Raw genomic sequence first — 16,232 nt, 5'->3', positions numbered from 1 at the left:
GTATGAACAGCAGTGACGCAGACCGACTGATCGACCAGCTAATCGGTGAAGCCGTTCTTTCATTACTGAAAGAGCGCGGGCCTGTTACTACCGATGGTCTTGTTCAGCGTCTGCGTAGCATGAAAGCGCATGAAACGGATCCCCTGCGGCGGGAGACACTTGCGATGGTGATTGCCGAAATTGGATCAAGCACCATCGACTTTAAACGTCACAGAACCGCACAAGGACGAAACGTAAGAGAGGGATCTCTTAAACATAACAGAGACAATGTAGTGCCTTTATTTGGAAATGGAAAACCGTCCGACCCCAAGAAAATACATTGACTACAACCTTACAGCTACGGTGAGAACAAATGAGACAAAATATTCAGCTTCAACCCGAATACCATTCCGCTTTCCTGGATAGTGCGTTATCGGAATATTTTCGCCATGCTGGCGAGCGATTTGCTGAAGAGTCCGCTGTTTTTTCTACTGCAGTACGCTGTGTCCTTGCCTCGGAAGGACATTTAACCAATAAGGCCATCATTCTGTGGCTGATCCAGACGCTGGAAGTGACGGACGATGTGGTAAAGGCCGACGTTATCCGCAAAACCTTAGAGATTGTCGTGGGCTATACGATGGACGATCTTTAACGTTTCGTCTTTCACCGTCTGCTACGTGTCATCGTCACTTCTGACGACCCTTCTGACGATGACACGCTCTCCCCTCCTGTTACGCCCCGCGAAACCTGAAAAGTCAATGTGGCATAGATCCTGCTTAGTACCGTTTACGGGACTGGGCTATCCAGTTATTTATTGCTTCATTTCTTAACAGGTCTGTTATTGATGAAAAAAATCGCCACCGTCTGCCCCTACTGTGGAGCGGGCTGCAAACTTAATCTCATCGTGGAAAATAACCGTATTATCCGTGCCGAAGCGGCAAACGGCGTGACCAATCAGGGTACGTTATGTCTGAAAGGATTTTACGGTTGGGACTTCCTTAACGATACTCGCCTGCTGACTCCCCGCCTGACGCAACCGATGATCCGCTACAGCAAAGGAGAGGCATTGACTCCCGTCACCTGGGAAGAGGCTATCCGCTATACCGCCCAGAAACTTAAAAGCATTAAGGAACAGTTTGGCCCGCGGTCAATCATGACGACGGGCTCCTCCAGGGGCACGGGGAATGAAACTAACTTTGTGATGCAGAAGTTTGCCCGCGCGGTGCTCAACACCAACAACGTCGACTGCTGCGCCCGCGTCTGTCATGGCCCTTCCGTGGCGGGTTTACAGGAAACGCTGGGCAACGGTGCGATGAGCAATTCAATCAACGACATCGAAAACTCAAAATGCCTGCTGGTGTTCGGCTATAACTGCGCCGATTCGCACCCTATCGTCGCCCGCCGCGTGCTGAAAGCCCGTGAAAACGGCGCAAAGATCATCGTCTGCGATCCGCGCCGCATTGAGACGGCACGCATTGCCGACCAGCATCTGCAGCTCAACAACGGCAGCAATATGGCGCTGGTGAACGCGTTTGGCTACGTGTTGCTTGACGAGGAGTTGTACGACAAAAATTATGTTGCTCGCTTTACGGAAGGGCTTGAAGCCTATCGCCAGACGGTTAAAGACTACGCCCCTGAAAACGTCGAACATCTGACGGGTATTCCGGCGCGCGACGTGCGCCAGGCGATGCGTACCTTTGCTGCCGCACCGTCCGCCACGGTGATGTGGGGCATGGGCGTCACGCAGTTTGGTCAGGCGGTGGATGTAGTGAAAGGCTTGTCCAGCCTGGCCTTACTGACCGGCAACCTCGGCCGCCCGGCGGTGGGCGTTGGCCCGGTCCGCGGCCAGAACAACGTTCAGGGCGCGTGCGACATGGGCGTGTTGCCAAACATGTTTCCCGGCTATCAGGAAGTTACCGACCTGGCGGTCAGGCAAAAATTTGCCGATGCCTGGAAGATAGACGTTAGCAAAATGGACGATCGCGTCGGCACGCGCATCACCGAGGTCCCGCACCTCGCGCTTGAGGGTAAAATTAAAGCGTATTACATCATGGGGGAAGATCCGCTGCAGACGGAGGCCGATCTGGGCCTGGTTCGTCGCGGGTTTGAGGCGCTCGATTTCGTGGTGGTTCAGGACATCTTTATGACCAAAACGGCAGAGGTGGCGGACGTTCTGCTCCCCGCCACGTCATGGGGGGAACACGGCGGCGTCTTTACCTGCGCCGATCGCGGCTTCCAGCGTTTTGGCAAGGCTATCGAAGCCAGCGGCAACGTGAAGCGCGACTGGGAAATCATTTGCCTGCTGGCTGCCGAAATGGGCTATCCGATGCATTACGATTCTGACCAGCAGATCTGGGATGAGATGCGCGAGCTGTGTCCGCTTTTTTACGGCGTGACCTACGAAAAGATGGGCGAGATGGGCCACGTTCAGTGGCCGTGTCCGACGCTCGATCACCCCGGCACGCCGTACCTGTACAAAGACAATCAGTTCGACACCCCGACGGGCAAAGGCCAGCTGTTTGCCGCCGCCTGGCGCGCGCCGGCTGAAACGCCGGATGAGGAATATCCGCTGGTGCTGTGTACCGTCCGCGAGGTCGGCCACTACTCCTGTCGTTCAATGACCGGCAACTGTGCCGCGCTGCAAAGCCTGGCCGACGAGCCGGGACGCGTTCAGATGAACCCTGCCGACGCGGATAAGCTGGCCATTGCCGACGGTCAGCTGGTGTGGGTGCGGTCACGCAGGGGCAAGGTCATTACCCGGGCCAGCATCAGCGAGCGTATTAACGCTGGGGCCGTCTATATGACCTATCAATGGTGGATCGGCGCCTGCAACGAGCTGACGCAGGATAACCTTGACCCTGTATCCAAAACGCCGGAAACGAAGTACTGCGCGGTGCAGCTGGAGGCGATTGAGGATCAGCGCTGGGCGGAGGATTTTGCGGCGTCAGCCTATCAGACGATGAAGACGCGGTTAATCAGCGCGGTAAACGTTTAAGGCAGAGGCTCGCAGTGCGAGCCTCTTTGCATTGGCTACCTTGTTAAGCAGCGATACCAGTTCATAGTCGCTGCGCAGCCTGAACTTATTCATAATTATATATTTATGCGTAAATACGGTTTTATCACTGACGCTTAATTCATCGGCTATTTTGGCGACCGACAGCCCTCGATAAAAACCAAGGATAATGCGGGCCTGCTGAGGCGATAATTTATTCTGCTGGCAGTCGATGCACGACATCAGCGATCCTGAGTCACTCTGAACAATGCCTCTCTGCCAGGCGTGCGTAAGAGCCTCGGTAAACTCAGAAAGCGTCGCTCGACGCGAAATGAAAATAACGTCCTGAAAGCAATCCGGCAGCGCATTCACCAGGGTAAGGTCTTCAACAAGCCCAATCACGAACCCTTTTTTTCGTTCCTGTAGCTCAGGAAAACAGGTCAGATACTCTCCCGCACAGAGGGAGAGAACGATAACGTCAGCCGCTCTTACGCCTTTGGCGGTAAAACAAGAGTCAAAACACAGGTCTTGTTTTGTTAATTGTGACAACGTATCCGTAAACAGTTTCGTAAGCCCAAACTGTAAAAACATATTGGACTCATTGATAAGTATATTCACCATTCATCGCGCCCTTACGCTGGCAAAGTAACGCCGGAACGTTCAGTTGTACTGTAGAGTAAGAACCACGACGGCACGAATAGTGCCCGGCGTTGCGCCGCCGGTAACCGATTTAACCCAGGCCTCCATCGCCATGGTTGCCGTTCTGTCTGCAGCAATATTTTGTGTGATGCGGGTTCCCGTTCCCTTAAGTGCACCGCTTCCTGCCTCCTTCATGGCAATCGCCACGTTTGTCGCAGTGCCGCTATTCATGTAGTAATCCGCCCCGGCGACCGGATCGGGTGTGCCAGCGAATGACGCCGTTACGCTCCGGGTGCCTGACGGGCAACGGGTAAATAACAGGTTGAAAGACACCGGATCGGACGCCGATCCCGGCGTCGCCATATTAGTGGACTGAATGTTGCCGAGATCAATATTGAGGTTTGAATTTCCGCCATTGAAAATACAGGGTGATGCCACAACGCGCCCTGTAATATTAACATCAACATTATCACTCGCGGCTCCGGATAATGAGAATATGATGGTCATCAAGAAAATAAATATTTTTATATTCATCGTCGCCCCTATTGATAGGTTAAGTTAAGCGTTGCGGAAGCGTTCGCGATGCCGGTAGATACAGAGGTATTCGTCTGATAATAACGTGCGGTCAGAGGAAACATTTCGACGCCACCGGATGACTGTTTCAGCACAATATTCGTGTTTAAACTGAGAGGCGCATTATTATAAAGTAGCTGAACGCCTAACCCGCTTGCCACCCCCACGCTCCCCCGATCGGTTAAGGCCAATACGCTGGTATCACTGACGTCGGGATCTTGCACTCCCGTTAATGTCAGATTGATATTTGCACCCGCGTCACAGTCCAGAATAAGGCTCTGCGTCTTTTGGGGCACCTGAGTAGCGGGTCCAACATTGCTTCCGAATGCACTCTCAGCAATATCTCCCATTTGAAATAAAATATTTGACGTTTTAACCGCACAGGCAACCTGGGTAACGGAGCCCGTTCCCGCATTGATCGGAATTTCTCCTGCCAGTTCCCCGCCGCGATACTGTTCGGTGTAGGCAATAAAAGAGGCTAACTGTCCAGTCAGTGAACCCGACGTAATATTTCCGGTTTTCCAAAGCTGGATAACGGGCTGGAAATTACTGATATCAAGATCGTCTGGGTTGGAGCTCCAGCTGAACGTGAGCAAATTACCGCCGTCCATATAGCTCACGCCGGAGAAGCTGGAACTACCTGCCGTGCTGTTTTCATTATATCCAAATGAAATACCTACTCCCGCCAGGTTGGTATTATAGACTCTGCGCCCACTTGATGACGTAAACGCATAGGTCAGAACGGCGCTTTTCATCCCGGCGGTTGAGCCTTCATTGCCCGTCGCCTTACACGTAAAGGCATGCGCCATCGCCCCATAGATTTCGTTACTGATCGCCTGGCCGACGGCTACATCGCGCTGAACAACTATATCGCCATAGTTAACGGTAAAGGGTGAACCGATAAAACTAAAGGTACAGGCATAACTCAACTTAGGGAATAAACACAAAAACACCCACAGTTTATTTTTAATAAATAACATATTCTTACCCGTATTCATAATGCATCGATAATTTTCATCAGCGGCACTGTAGATTTGAGAGAACAATATCCTGCTGTTGCTCTTCCTTGCTGACTAAATACCTTACGCGACAAGTTTGTTCTGTCTTATCTTTCCACTGCACGCTGACCTCTACATTAGGGTCTAATCCCGTTAAGTAGACCTGACCATTATCTCCAACAATTGATTCGCTATTATTCACACCTGTGGCATTGGCTATCGCGCCAAAAGGAACACGTTTACCGTTCTGCTGTGTCAGGGTAATTAGCATACGGATCCCCATACTTGTCTTGTAATCTGCCCGAACGATAGCCCCTCGCGTAGGGATAACCGTTTTTATGGTCTGGTTCAGCTCAACATGTGTTGGTACCGTCTCGGTCATCAATGAAACATCATTTTTTCGATAAGGCATAAGATTTTGGCCAACGGCATAGCCACGGTAATCGGTCGTCACCCCACTCATATTCGTCACTCCAACGTCAGGCGCGCCGCGGGTATTAATGAGCACATTCGTTTCACCCAGAGGTTGTGCCAACGTGACGCCTTCTGAATGCGCAACGATTCCTCCCTGAAATCCATAATTTAGGCGTTCACTGTTTCGGTCGTAGCCGTAACCGGCCGTCATTTCGCCATACTTGCCTTTGTAGGTTCCGTTTATATTACCGGTATCCCCGGCGGAATTTGTGCCATATCCCTGTTGGATATTCCAGCTCAATGCGTTATTCGCTAGCGCCATGCCATTCAGACCAACATTGTGCGTGGTTCCGTTATTCTTGCTGGCATTCATGCCGTAGTTAGCCCACGTCTGCGGCAAAAATCTGTCCAGGGGGATGCTGACGGTAAAGGCCAGAAGCCGATCTTCGTCGTACCGTTTCTGGCTGTCATGTGAACCGGCGCTGGCGTTTTTACCGTATGTCCAGGTCAGCCCGTAGCTGATATTTCGCCAGTAATTGTTATACCCAAGGCTGTATGACGACATCGACCGGCCGGAATTCCAGTAGTCTTCCCGTGCTGCACTCAGCGTTAGCGATCCAAAACCGCTGCCCAGCGCCTGGCTCATCGTCAGCTCTGCCCGATTTCGACGCCGGTCCTGAAGCGCGCTGCTGTCACCGTATGAATCCAGCACCTCCTGCATGCCGTAATAACCGCTGGTGGAGTAGCGATAGCCGGCAATCGCAAAGTGGGTGCCTGTTTCGACAACGTTTTTACTGTACCGGGCACGCCACGACTGCCCGCTGGATTTCTCAACTCCTTGCGGCGTTGACCAGCCCTGCGTCACGTCTGCGGACAGGGCGCCCAAACCGCCCATATTTTTGCCGACACCCATTGCGAACGACTGGTATTTACTGAATCCCTGCAGGCCGCCGTAAAGGGTTATACCGTACGGCAAGCCGTAAATTCCCGCGATCTGCCCAAAAGGCGTCTTTTCAACACGGTGGTTATAGGACCGGTATTGCCCGCCGGTAAAGGCATACTTGACCCGTCCTTCCCGCTGCAAAACCGGTAACGATGCATAGGGTATCGTGAAGCGCTGTTCGCTCCCGTCGGCTTCCTTAACGGTGACATCCAGATCGCCTGCCCCTCCCGTGGGGTACATATCCGTAATCTCGAAAGCACCAGGCGCCACATAGGTCTGGTAGATCTGATATCCGTTTTGTCGGACAACCACCTGAGCATTGGTTCGGGCAATACCGCGCACCACCGGGGCATAGCCTTTCAAGGAGTCAGGCAGCATGTCGTCATCGGAAGCGAGCTGTCCGCCGCGAAAGGGCATACTGTCGAACACGTCGGCAGGCGCCGAGCTGTCGCCTAAGGTGAGCTGTGCTTTCAGGGGGATAACGGCGCGTTGCGCATAGGTATAAACCGTATCCCACGCGTTCTGACCGGCATCATCACGCGACCAGGTGGTGTAGTTGCGCAGCCGCCACGGTCCGATATTGATCCCGGGCCGCAGGTTGGCATACCGGCTGTCGCTGTTAGCGGCTTGCCCCCCTTTGCTCCACGCGTTCGCGCCGCTCAGGCTGTAGTTCAGCATCGCGGCGGCGATCCCCTCATCCCATAACTCGGGTGAAACATATCCCCGGGCAGGAAGATCAATTGCCGCCTGTGGAATGCCGATCAGCAGTCGCTGCGCGCCAAACTGAAATTCAGTGCTGGCCTGCGGGATGGCCTGCAGGTTTGCGCAGGGAGGATCTCCACGCGCCAGGTCGGGAAAAAGCGCGGTTTTGACTCCCCATTTTTTGAGCTGCGCTACGCTCAGGCAGGGCTGCAGGCTTCCCGCCTCGTCTTCCCCTTTTGCGGAGGTAAACTCGATATCAGTTGTCTCCATGAGCTGGTCGTCAAGGATGATGTCAACGTGGTATTTCCCCGGTGCCTGAGATCCCATTTCGAACGCAGATAAATCAGCTTTACCTGCGCCAGGATTGTCCAGCTCAACCAGTTCGGCATTAAACACATCACGCGCATTCACTGCATGCGTTGTGTTCACCAGCGCCAGGGCGATATATATCCCCAGACGCGCGGGCTGCATCTTATTATTTATCGTTGCCATCATCGTAAACCTGACTCAATAAAAGAGGCCGCTTGCAAAATTACAGGCTGGCCTGATGCGCGACGCCGGGGCTGCCATAGTCGTTAATCACCTTGAACGTGATCTGATTGCTATTAACTCCTGCGGGCAGTGCGAATACCGCTACCGCGCCGGGTGCGACCCAGGTAACATTCTCCAGCTGTTTAGCCCCCACGCTTATTTCATTAAAGTTAATGACGTAAGGCGATGGATTGGTGACCTGGAGTTTATTCCCGCTACGCGACCAGGTTAATTTATCCGCCTGCTCTTCAGGCGTAGAGCCTTTCAGGCTGTCTGGCCGGTAGATGAGCTTAATGCGGGTTTTAACGGCAATTTGTAGTGCGTTAGCCTGCTTTGATGCTGAGGGTATGGCTTTAATATTCAGCCAGAAAAGGCTTTCCTTACTCTGCGGCAAAGCACCCATAATCAAAATACGCTCGATATTTTGCTGACCGGCATCCAGACGGTATAAAGGTGGCGTAACAATAAATGGGGCTTTATTAGCATTACCCTCCGGCATATCAACCCATGACTGGATTAAATATGGGGTCGCATCTGCGTTATTGACGCCGATAGACGCCTCTTTTTTGGCACCATCGAAGATGACGCGCGTGCCGCCAATAATGACGCCGGCGCAGGCATTCGTCAGCGACGCTGTGAGAGCCGCGGCAATCAGCAAGGTTTTGCTAATAAAATTCATTTCATACCTCAAAAACAGGGGGCAGCGAATGCCCCCCTTCAGCGCGGGCAGGCGCGAGCGCTGATTACTTAGTTATAAACAACGGAGAAGTTAGCAACAGAGTTAGCAGGACCGGCAGTCACCGATGACGCCGTTGAAATATACTGAGCATAAAAATTCAGCGTATTGTCAGCCGTGCTGCTCAAGGCATAGCTGTAGCTGTTACTTCCGTGCAGCGGCAGGTCTGCCTTATCTGCGGTCATCAGGTTGATGGCAACGCCGGTAGCCGCACCTGCGACGGACGTATCGATAGCCAGCAGGCTGGCGTTGGTGAGGTCAGGCGTACCGTCAAAGCGTACTTTGGCATTCGTCACCGTCACCGGGCAGTTTTTCAGCACGATGTCGAACTTCGTTGCCGCCGTTCTTGCGCCTGTTGTTGGAAATTCTGTTTTATTGTAATCGCCCAATACCACAACCTGGTTCTGGGAGGCCACGTCCACGTCACAGGCAGTATCCAGAATATTGCCGTTAAAATTAACGGTTCCTGCCGCGGCAAAAGCATTGCCCGTCATTAGCGCAGAAGCGGTTGCGACCAAAGCAACGATAATGTTCTTTTTCATTTTCCTGTTTCCTCTATCACTTTATTTATTATTGAAATTCACGTAGCAGATAAACCATAAAAGAATGCGCGATGATTCTTTTATTCACGGTTCACTAAATTAAAGGTCCTACTGGCTGATTAAAATTTATATAATCATTTTATTGAACACAACCTGTTTCATGGTCTAGCTGTAGACTCAAATTTAACGTAGATGCAACAAACCGCACCCTTCTTTTTATTCACGACCTCCATGAGTCTATTTTTAGACCTGAATACCAACAACCCTTAATTCAATGAGTTATATAAAAAAAGAGGATAAGTCTACTTTTAGACCTGCCCGGAACATTCCCTGAGTCATTCATTTTCAAGATAATTCAGCCAGAAGATCAAAAAATGATCATGTACGCAGGAGTGAGGTATCACATGAATACGCGTCTAACCGCCCCCCTTAACAATAATGACTCTTCGGTGCTTGAATTAAAGCCTTTTCCGCATATTGAAGCACTGATGAAAGACGTACTCCCTGCTGCAGACAGAATGATTATCAGTCGCGGGGAAGCCGTGCATTATTATAAGGATGATATACGCCAGTGTTTTTTACTTTTACAAGGTAGCGTGGCGTTACATCGCCGTGGCGATGGTATTGTATTAAACTCAGAATCAGCTCCTTTTATTCTTGGCGTTAGCAGTCAATTTTCTACGGAGCATCTGTATGTCCGGGCGCTGGAAACCTCAGAAATCGCCAGGGTTTCACTGGATCGTTTCAATCAGATTGTCTCGCAACAGGATCTCTGGGAGCATTTTTCAAAGCTGCTGATTTACACCGCTTCCCGGGTATATGAGCATTGTGCGCAGATATCGCAGATGTCAGCCTACGACATCATCCGTTTTCAACTGGTTGAGCTAATGCAGGAGCCGGAGGCGATTCGGCAAAATATTACGGCGGCGGCCTATATCAAAAGCCGAACCTATCTTTCACGCAGCGGCATTATGCGGATTCTGGCCGAACTGCGGACCGGAAAGTACATCACCATGGAACGTGGCGTCCTGCTTGATATCCACCATCTGCCACGAAAGTACTGACAGCAAACGTGCCTGCGGCGAGGAGTAACGCTATAATTAGACAGGTCATTATCAATGGTTAGCGGCTATGTCCCCTTCAGAAAAAACTCACCGTGGTTCTCCCTACGCACAAGAGCTAATTCAACACCTACAGCCTTATTGCACAACGCGCAAAATGGGCCGTGGCGAACAGCTGGATCTCCAGGTTAACGGTCAGGGTTTCTGCTATTTGATCCTGGAAGGGACCATCGCTGTTTATCGCCGCAGCGACAATATGATGCTTTCAACGGCGCGCAGCCCCGCCCTGTTTGGCCTGGCGAACCTGACGGATATTTACTTTAACGACTACCTGAAGACGGTAAGCCCATGCGTGATCGGCGTGCTTACCACCGCGCAGGTGGGGGAAATTATTAAAGAGAAAGCGCTGTGGGGCCTTCTCTCGAACCAGCTGATGTTTGTTTATAATCGGCTCTACCACAACGTGATGCCTCAGGGTGCCCCCACGGCGTATGAGATGATCCGCCAGCAGCTTATAAAGCTAATGGAGGAAGACAACGCTTACAGAGAGAGCGTGACGGCGGAACGTTACATCCGTGATAAAACCCAGCTTTCCCGCAGCGGCGTCATGCGCATTCTGGCTGATTTAAAAACGGGGGGATTTATTGAAATGGAAGAAGGTCGGCTAATGAAGATCCACAAACTCCCTGCCAAATACTGAATTCGAAAGACAAAAAAGGCCGCAGTCGCGGCCTTTTTACCCACACTCAATGGACGTGAACGCCCAACCGCCAGGCAAAGTAGATCTCTTCTTTTAGTTCGTTGGAAGAGAGCGCCAGCAAATCTGCAAATTCCAGCTCAAGCTGTTTCAGCTTTTTCAGGTACTGCGCCGGAGACAGGTTGCTCTTATCGCGACGTATATATTCAATTGCCAGCTGCGTTGGGGTTATTTCAGTATCCATGATGTCCTCGCTTATGTACAAAACCTGACCAGTATATCACAGAAGACTGGCTAGATTTTGACCAAAGGCAAAACTTCTGGAAACTTTACACCACCGCTGTCGTCAGCCTGGACGAACAGCATAGGCGATCCTGCTCGTCGAGAATATCGATCTGCCACACCTGATGGCGGCTTCCGGCGTGAAGCGCGCGGCAAATGCCGCGCACGCGCCCGCTGCGCACCGAGCGAATGTGGTTGGCGTTAACTTCCAGGCCCACTACCTTGTGCTCTCCTTCGGTGCATAAATAGCCCGCCACCGAACCCAGCGTTTCAGCCAGCACGACGGAGGCCCCGCCGTGCAGTAAACCAAACGGCTGATGGGTACGGCCATCGACGGGCATTGTCGCTTCCAGCTCGTTCTCGCCAATGCGGGTAAATTGAATATCCAGCAGACCTACCATGTTCCCTTCGCCCATGGCATTTAGCGCCTGAAGCGTCACTGCACGTTTCCAGATCATCCGATAATCTCCAGTAAAGCCTGTAATGGGTGGCGTACGCCGTTACCTTCCACGCGCTTCACCTGGCTGCGGCAGGAATAGCCGGTTGCCAGACAGCGGCTGCGCGGCAGGCGCTGCATCGCCTGGTGCCACGACAGCTCGTATATGCCAAGCGAGCTGGCGTGGTTTTTGACCTCATGTCCGTAGGTTCCCGCCATACCGCAGCAGCCCACGCTGACGCTCTCAAGCTTCGCGCCGAAGCGAGCGAAAATCGCCGCCCACTGCGCAGGCGCGCCCGGCAGCGCCGTCACCTCGGTACAATGGCCAAACAGATACCACGGCTCGCCGCTGACGTCCCGGGAGGCCGTGTCCTGCAGCGCAGCAGGCAGCCACTCGTGCACCAGCATGACGTGGAAATCGCCGCGTTTGTCGCCCAGCGTTTGCTTGTACTCATCGCGATAGCACAGCACCAGCGCCGGATCGACGCCGACCATCGGTATCCCAAGCTGCGCCACGCGATTCAGGAAGTCAGACGTTTTCTGCGCGGTTTTCGCAAAGCGGTTCAGGAACCCTTTAATGTGCTGGGCCTTACCATTGGGTGAAAACGGCAGCACCACCGGCTGATAATCCAGCTTTTCCGCCAGACGGACAAAATCGGCCACCACCTGCGCGTCGTAGTAGCTGGTGAACGGGTCCTGTACCACCAGCACCACCTTCGCCTTTTGCTCAGGGCTTAACGCCTCAAGCTGCTCCAGCGTCATGTTCGCAGAGCGATGCCCCACCAGCTGGCGCTGCAGAGACGGCACCGACAGCAGCGGAAGGTCCACCATGCCGATATGTTTTTCGGAAAGTTTGCGCACCAGCGGCTGGTTGATAAAGAAGTTAAAAGTCTTCGGCGCGCGCGCCATCAGCGGGGCGTAGCTTTCCACCGTCGCCACCAGATGGTCGCGCATCGGGCGCAGATAGCGCGTGTGGTAGAGCTGCAGGAAGCGCGAGCGGAATTCCGGCACGTCGATTTTGATCGGACACTGCGTCGAACAGGCCTTGCAGGCCAGGCAGCCGGACATCGCCTCCTTCACTTCGTGCGAGAAATCGTATTCGCCTTTGTTCGCGTGCCAGCTGTTGCGGGTGCGTTCGATAAGCGAGCGCAGGCTGGCGCGTTTTTCCGGCAGTTCCTGCTCGAGCTTCAGCGGATCGACTCCGCGATCGGCGAGCAGGCGCAGCCATTCGCGCACCAGCGTGGCGCGCCCTTTTGGCGAGTGGATACGGTTGCTGGTGATTTTCATCGACGGGCACATCGGGCTTTTCACGTCGAAGTTGAAGCACAGGCCGTTGCCGTTACACTCCATCGCGCCGCGCCAGGAGGAGCGTACCGCGATCGGGATTTGCCTGTCGTAGGTGCCGCGCTTGACGGCGTCGACCTGCAGCATCGGCGCATCGACGCCCTCAGGCGGGCAAATTTTACCCGGGTTGAGGCGGTTGTCCGGGTCGAAGGCCGCTTTAATCTTGCGCAACTCGCCGAAAAGCTGCTCGCCGAAGAACGCCGGGCTGTACTCCGCGCGGAACCCTTTCCCGTGCTCTCCCCACAGCAGGCCGCCATATTTCGCCGTCAGGGCCACCACGTCGTCGGAGATCTCCTTCATCAGGATCTCCTGCTGCGGGTCGCACATGTCCAGCGCGGGGCGCACGTGCAGCACCCCGGCATCGACGTGCCCAAACATGCCGTAGCTCAGGCCGTGGCCGTCCAGCAGCGCGCGAAACTCAACGATGTAGTCGGCAAGGTGTTCCGGCGGCACGCAGGTATCCTCGGCAAACGGAATCGGCTTCGCCGCCCCCTTCGCGTTGCCGAGCAGTCCTACCGCTTTTTTACGCATCGCGTAGATACGCTCAATGCCGGATAGATCGTTACACAGCTGCCAGCCAATGACGCCGCCCTCGCTCTGCGCGATGAGTTCGTCCAGGCGCTGGCAGAGCGCGGTCACCTGGCTTTCGATCAGCGCCTCATCATCCCCGGCAAATTCCACGATGTTGAGGCCAAGCATCTCTTTATCCGGCACGTCGGTAATCAGCTCGCTCACGGAGTGCCAGACGATATCTTCCCGCGCCAGATTGAGCACCTTAGAGTCGACGGTTTCCACCGACAGCGCCCGCGCCTCCACCATAAACGGGGCATTGCGAAGCGCGGAATCGAAGGAGTTGTACTTTACGTTCACCAGACGGCGCACTTTCGGCAGCCGGGTGATATCCAGACGGGCTTCGGTGATAAACGCCAGCGTCCCTTCAGAGCCGGTCAGCACGCGGGTTAAATCAAATCGAGAAAGATCGTCGTTAAAGACGTGGCGCAGATCGTAGCCGGTCAGGAAGCGGTTTAGCTTAGGGAATTTGTCCAGGATCAGCTGGCGGTTGTCGCGACAGCGTTCCAGCACCGTGCGGTAAATTCTCCCGCTTGTCGTGCTCTCTTTGCCCAGCGTTTCGGCCAGCTCGACCGGCATCGGCTGGGTATCCAGAATATCGCCCCCCAGCAGTACGGCACGCACGCCCATGACGTGATCGGAGGTTTTGCCGTAGACCAGCGACCCCTGCCCGGAGGCATCGGTGTTGATCATTCCACCAATCGTGGCGCGGTTGCTGGTGGACAGCTCCGGGGCAAAGAAATAGCCGTAAGGCTTTAGGTATTGGTTAAGCTGATCCTTAATCACGCCCGCTTCAACCCGCACCCACCCCTCTTCAGGGTTAATCTCAATGATGCGGTTCATGTAGCGAGACATATCGATGATGATGCCCTGGTTCAGCGCCTGCCCGTTGGTTCCGGTGCCGCCGCCGCGCGGGGTAAAGATCAGTGAAGCAAAGCGCTCCTGCGAGGCCAGACGGGCAATCAGCGCCACGTCCGCCGTTGAGCGAGGGAAAACGACGGCATCGGGAAGAAGCTGGTAGATACTGTTATCGGTCGCCATCGTCAGCCTGTCGGCATAGTTCGTGGCGGTATCACCTGTAAAACCCTGTTGCTCCAGTGCTTGCAAAAAATTAAGCACCAGCTGGACGACGCCGGGTGCCTGAGAAATCTGTGGGATCATTACTGTCGACCCTAATTAGAGTAATGTGAAATCGTTTGCGTTGTGTCTGGAAAGTTTTATCACATTTTTTTCTTATGTGCTTCGTAGAATTACGGGCAAAATCCGCCTGTCAAAAATCGCTGAAATCACCAATGATTAGAGGAAAGCGGTTTACGTTATCGTCGGCCATGCTGGCGTTCATTTAAGGAAAGTTTCATTTATGGTCAATCTTCGTCAGCCCAGGGATGTTGCGCAAATTTTGCTGTCGGTGCTGTTTTTAGCACTGATGATTATTGCGTGTCTGTGGATTGTTCAACCTTTCGTGCTCGGCTTTGCGTGGGCCGCTACCGTGGTCGTTGCAACCTGGCCTCTGTTATTACGCCTGCAGAAATTGCTGTTTGGCCGTCGCGGCCTGGCCGTGCTGGTCATGACGCTGCTGCTGTTCCTGCTGTTTATCATTCCGATTGCCCTGCTGGTGAACAGCCTTGTCGACTCCAGCGGCCCGGTGATCCGCGCCGTGACCAGCGGGGAAATGACGCTGCCTGATCTCGCTTGGCTGAACAGCATTCCGCTGGTTGGTGAAAAACTCTACAGCGGCTGGCATAGCCTGCTGGAGATGGGCGGCAGCGCATTGATGGCGAAAGTGCGTCCGTATATCGGCACCACCACCACCTGGTTTGTCGGACAGGCGGCGCATATTGGCCGCTTTATGATGCACTGCGCGCTGATGCTGGTCTTTAGCGCCCTGCTGTACTGGCGCGGTGAGCAGGTCGCTTTAGGGGTTCGTCATTTTGCGACCCGTCTGGCGGGCAAGCGCGGCGACGCGGCGGTGCTGCTGGCTGCGCAAGCGGTGCGCGCGGTTGCGCTTGGCGTAGTGGTTACCGCGCTTGTGCAGGCGGTGCTGGGCGGTATCGGTCTGGCGATTTCCGGCGTGCCTTATGCGACCGTCTTTACCGTGGTGATGCTGATGACCTGTCTTGCCCAGCTGGGGCCGCTGCTGGTGCTGGTTCCCTGCATCATCTGGCTCTATTGGACGGGCGATACCACCTGGGGCACCGTGCTGCTGGTGTGGAGCTGCGTGGTCGGCACGATGGATAACGTGATTCGCCCCATCCTCATCCGCATGGGCGCCGATCTGCCGCTGATTCTGATTTTATCCGGCGTTATCGGCGGGCTGATTGCCTTTGGGATGATCGGCCTGTTTATTGGCCCGGTCCTGCTCGCGGTGACATGGCGTCTCTTCTCGGCCTGGGTGCATGAAGTGCCGCCGCCGGGAACCGATCCGGACGTAATTCTGAGCGAGCTTGAAGAGCTGGAAGACAAGAACAAGCAGTGATGTCTGTGCCGGGTGGCGCTGCGCTTACCCGGCCTACATGATTTCGCACAATACTTAAATGTTGCTAACGTATTTATTCATTACTCACTGGTCAGACCCGCCATTTCAGCAGTAAGTCCGCTGCTAACCTCAATCAATCTTTACGTCTCTTTAACTATTGAGACGAATCTGATCGACGCTAAAAGCCGACATGCCTACTATTAGGACACGGTTATAAATCAACACCTTGATTTATAAGCATGGAAATCCCCTGAGTGAAACAACGAATTGCTGTGTGTAGTCTTTGCCCATCTCCCACGATGGGCTTTTTTTTGTGC

The 16,232-nt window shown here is 53.8% G+C and carries 15 protein-coding genes and 1 other RNA gene; 7 read left to right on the top strand and 9 right to left on the bottom strand.

Annotation, left to right across the window (positions count from 1 at the left end):
- Nucleotides 1-2 precede the first annotated feature (2 nt).
- The 3 genes from VPX56_RS09695 (at nt 3) to fdhF (ending at nt 2,974) form a co-directional block, all read left to right on the top strand.
- The gene (locus VPX56_RS09695) at nt 3-323 is read left to right on the top strand and encodes a hypothetical protein (RefSeq protein WP_263609333.1); all 321 of its coding nucleotides are present in this window, start codon (nt 3-5) and stop codon (nt 321-323) included.
- A gap of 29 nt (nt 324-352) precedes the next feature.
- Nucleotides 353-631, top strand: coding sequence for a biofilm development regulator YmgB/AriR family protein (locus VPX56_RS09690; RefSeq protein WP_131634423.1), 279 nt, complete (start codon nt 353-355; stop codon nt 629-631).
- A 192-nt stretch (nt 632-823) separates the two neighbouring features.
- Nucleotides 824-2,974 carry a formate dehydrogenase subunit alpha gene (fdhF, locus tag VPX56_RS09685; RefSeq protein ID WP_326471379.1) on the top strand — a complete coding sequence of 717 codons (2,151 nt, stop codon included), beginning with the start codon at nt 824-826 and terminating at the stop codon, nt 2,972-2,974.
- Here fdhF and VPX56_RS09680 read toward each other — a convergent pair.
- The 6 genes from VPX56_RS09680 to VPX56_RS09655 all read right to left on the bottom strand — a co-directional run bounded on the left by VPX56_RS09680 (nt 2,951) and on the right by VPX56_RS09655 (nt 9,049).
- Nucleotides 2,951-3,562, bottom strand: a complete 612-nt coding sequence (locus tag VPX56_RS09680) for a helix-turn-helix transcriptional regulator (RefSeq protein WP_326471377.1) — start codon at nt 3,560-3,562, stop codon at nt 2,951-2,953. The genes fdhF and VPX56_RS09680 overlap by 24 nt on opposite strands.
- A 69-nt stretch (nt 3,563-3,631) precedes the next feature.
- Nucleotides 3,632-4,117, bottom strand: coding sequence for a fimbrial protein (locus VPX56_RS09675; protein ID WP_396127619.1), 486 nt, complete (start codon nt 4,115-4,117; stop codon nt 3,632-3,634).
- 35 nt (nt 4,118-4,152) lie between these two features.
- Nucleotides 4,153-5,163: a fimbrial protein gene (locus tag VPX56_RS09670; RefSeq protein ID WP_326471373.1), complete on the bottom strand. Its 1,011-nt coding sequence runs from the start codon at nt 5,161-5,163 to the stop codon at nt 4,153-4,155.
- A 37-nt stretch (nt 5,164-5,200) separates the two neighbouring features.
- The gene (locus VPX56_RS09665) at nt 5,201-7,732 is read right to left on the bottom strand and encodes a fimbria/pilus outer membrane usher protein (protein WP_326472009.1); all 2,532 of its coding nucleotides are present in this window, start codon (nt 7,730-7,732) and stop codon (nt 5,201-5,203) included.
- A gap of 40 nt (nt 7,733-7,772) precedes the next feature.
- Nucleotides 7,773-8,450, bottom strand: a complete 678-nt coding sequence (locus VPX56_RS09660; protein WP_326471371.1) for a fimbrial biogenesis chaperone — start codon at nt 8,448-8,450, stop codon at nt 7,773-7,775.
- Between the two features lie 68 nt (nt 8,451-8,518).
- Nucleotides 8,519-9,049, bottom strand: coding sequence for a fimbrial protein (locus tag VPX56_RS09655; protein ID WP_263609327.1), 531 nt, complete (start codon nt 9,047-9,049; stop codon nt 8,519-8,521).
- Nucleotides 9,050-9,453: 404 nt separating this feature from the next.
- On the opposite strand from VPX56_RS09655, the gene VPX56_RS09650 reads away from it, so the two are divergent.
- Both VPX56_RS09650 and VPX56_RS09645 read left to right on the top strand, forming a co-directional pair.
- Nucleotides 9,454-10,113, top strand: coding sequence for a winged helix-turn-helix transcriptional regulator (locus tag VPX56_RS09650; protein WP_131634417.1), 660 nt, complete (start codon nt 9,454-9,456; stop codon nt 10,111-10,113).
- 67 nt (nt 10,114-10,180) lie between these two features.
- Entirely contained in the window at nt 10,181-10,810 is a 630-nt protein-coding gene (locus VPX56_RS09645) for a helix-turn-helix domain-containing protein (RefSeq protein ID WP_263609325.1), read from the top strand.
- Between the two features lie 46 nt (nt 10,811-10,856).
- Here VPX56_RS09645 and VPX56_RS09640 read toward each other — a convergent pair whose 3' ends face one another.
- The 3 genes from VPX56_RS09640 to ydiJ all read right to left on the bottom strand — a co-directional run bounded on the left by VPX56_RS09640 (nt 10,857) and on the right by ydiJ (nt 14,600).
- The gene (locus VPX56_RS09640; protein ID WP_131634415.1) at nt 10,857-11,051 is read right to left on the bottom strand and encodes a YdiH family protein; all 195 of its coding nucleotides are present in this window, start codon (nt 11,049-11,051) and stop codon (nt 10,857-10,859) included.
- A gap of 85 nt (nt 11,052-11,136) precedes the next feature.
- The gene (gene menI, locus VPX56_RS09635) at nt 11,137-11,547 is read right to left on the bottom strand and encodes a 1,4-dihydroxy-2-naphthoyl-CoA hydrolase (RefSeq protein WP_131634414.1); all 411 of its coding nucleotides are present in this window, start codon (nt 11,545-11,547) and stop codon (nt 11,137-11,139) included.
- A complete protein-coding gene (gene ydiJ, locus VPX56_RS09630) occupies nt 11,544-14,600 on the bottom strand; it encodes a D-2-hydroxyglutarate dehydrogenase YdiJ (protein ID WP_326471364.1) in 3,057 nt (1,018 codons plus the stop codon). Before ydiJ ends, menI begins: the two co-directional genes overlap by 4 nt.
- A gap of 199 nt (nt 14,601-14,799) precedes the next feature.
- Here ydiJ and ydiK point away from each other — a divergent pair, with 199 nt between their 5' ends.
- Together ydiK and rprA are read left to right on the top strand one after the other, a co-directional pair.
- Nucleotides 14,800-15,915, top strand: a complete 1,116-nt coding sequence (gene ydiK, locus VPX56_RS09625) for an AI-2E family transporter YdiK (RefSeq protein ID WP_263609323.1) — start codon at nt 14,800-14,802, stop codon at nt 15,913-15,915.
- 207 nt (nt 15,916-16,122) lie between these two features.
- Nucleotides 16,123-16,230, top strand: an RNA gene (gene rprA, locus VPX56_RS09620) — antisense sRNA RprA.
- Nucleotides 16,231-16,232: the final 2 nt, after the last annotated feature.

It is taken from the genome of Enterobacter wuhouensis (assembly GCF_035835995.1).
Lineage (GTDB): Bacteria > Pseudomonadota > Gammaproteobacteria > Enterobacterales > Enterobacteriaceae > Enterobacter > Enterobacter wuhouensis.
The sequence above is the reverse complement of the archived record's forward strand: the minus strand, read 5'-3'. Positions and strand labels throughout refer to the sequence as shown.

Coding starts and splice junctions, on each gene's coding strand:
- VPX56_RS09695 (WP_263609333.1), top strand. CDS start 3: ATGAACAGCAGTGACGCAGACCGACTGATCGACCAGCTAATCGGTGAA.
- VPX56_RS09690 (WP_131634423.1), top strand. CDS start 353: ATGAGACAAAATATTCAGCTTCAACCCGAATACCATTCCGCTTTCCTG.
- fdhF (WP_326471379.1), top strand. CDS start 824: ATGAAAAAAATCGCCACCGTCTGCCCCTACTGTGGAGCGGGCTGCAAA.
- VPX56_RS09680 (WP_326471377.1), bottom strand. CDS start 3,562: ATGTTTTTACAGTTTGGGCTTACGAAACTGTTTACGGATACGTTGTCA.
- VPX56_RS09675 (WP_396127619.1), bottom strand. CDS start 4,117: ATGACCATCATATTCTCATTATCCGGAGCCGCGAGTGATAATGTTGAT.
- VPX56_RS09670 (WP_326471373.1), bottom strand. CDS start 5,163: ATGTTATTTATTAAAAATAAACTGTGGGTGTTTTTGTGTTTATTCCCT.
- VPX56_RS09665 (WP_326472009.1), bottom strand. CDS start 7,732: ATGGCAACGATAAATAATAAGATGCAGCCCGCGCGTCTGGGGATATAT.
- VPX56_RS09660 (WP_326471371.1), bottom strand. CDS start 8,450: ATGAATTTTATTAGCAAAACCTTGCTGATTGCCGCGGCTCTCACAGCG.
- VPX56_RS09655 (WP_263609327.1), bottom strand. CDS start 9,049: ATGAAAAAGAACATTATCGTTGCTTTGGTCGCAACCGCTTCTGCGCTA.
- VPX56_RS09650 (WP_131634417.1), top strand. CDS start 9,454: ATGAATACGCGTCTAACCGCCCCCCTTAACAATAATGACTCTTCGGTG.
- VPX56_RS09645 (WP_263609325.1), top strand. CDS start 10,181: ATGTCCCCTTCAGAAAAAACTCACCGTGGTTCTCCCTACGCACAAGAG.
- VPX56_RS09640 (WP_131634415.1), bottom strand. CDS start 11,051: ATGGATACTGAAATAACCCCAACGCAGCTGGCAATTGAATATATACGT.
- menI (WP_131634414.1), bottom strand. CDS start 11,547: ATGATCTGGAAACGTGCAGTGACGCTTCAGGCGCTAAATGCCATGGGC.
- ydiJ (WP_326471364.1), bottom strand. CDS start 14,600: ATGATCCCACAGATTTCTCAGGCACCCGGCGTCGTCCAGCTGGTGCTT.
- ydiK (WP_263609323.1), top strand. CDS start 14,800: ATGGTCAATCTTCGTCAGCCCAGGGATGTTGCGCAAATTTTGCTGTCG.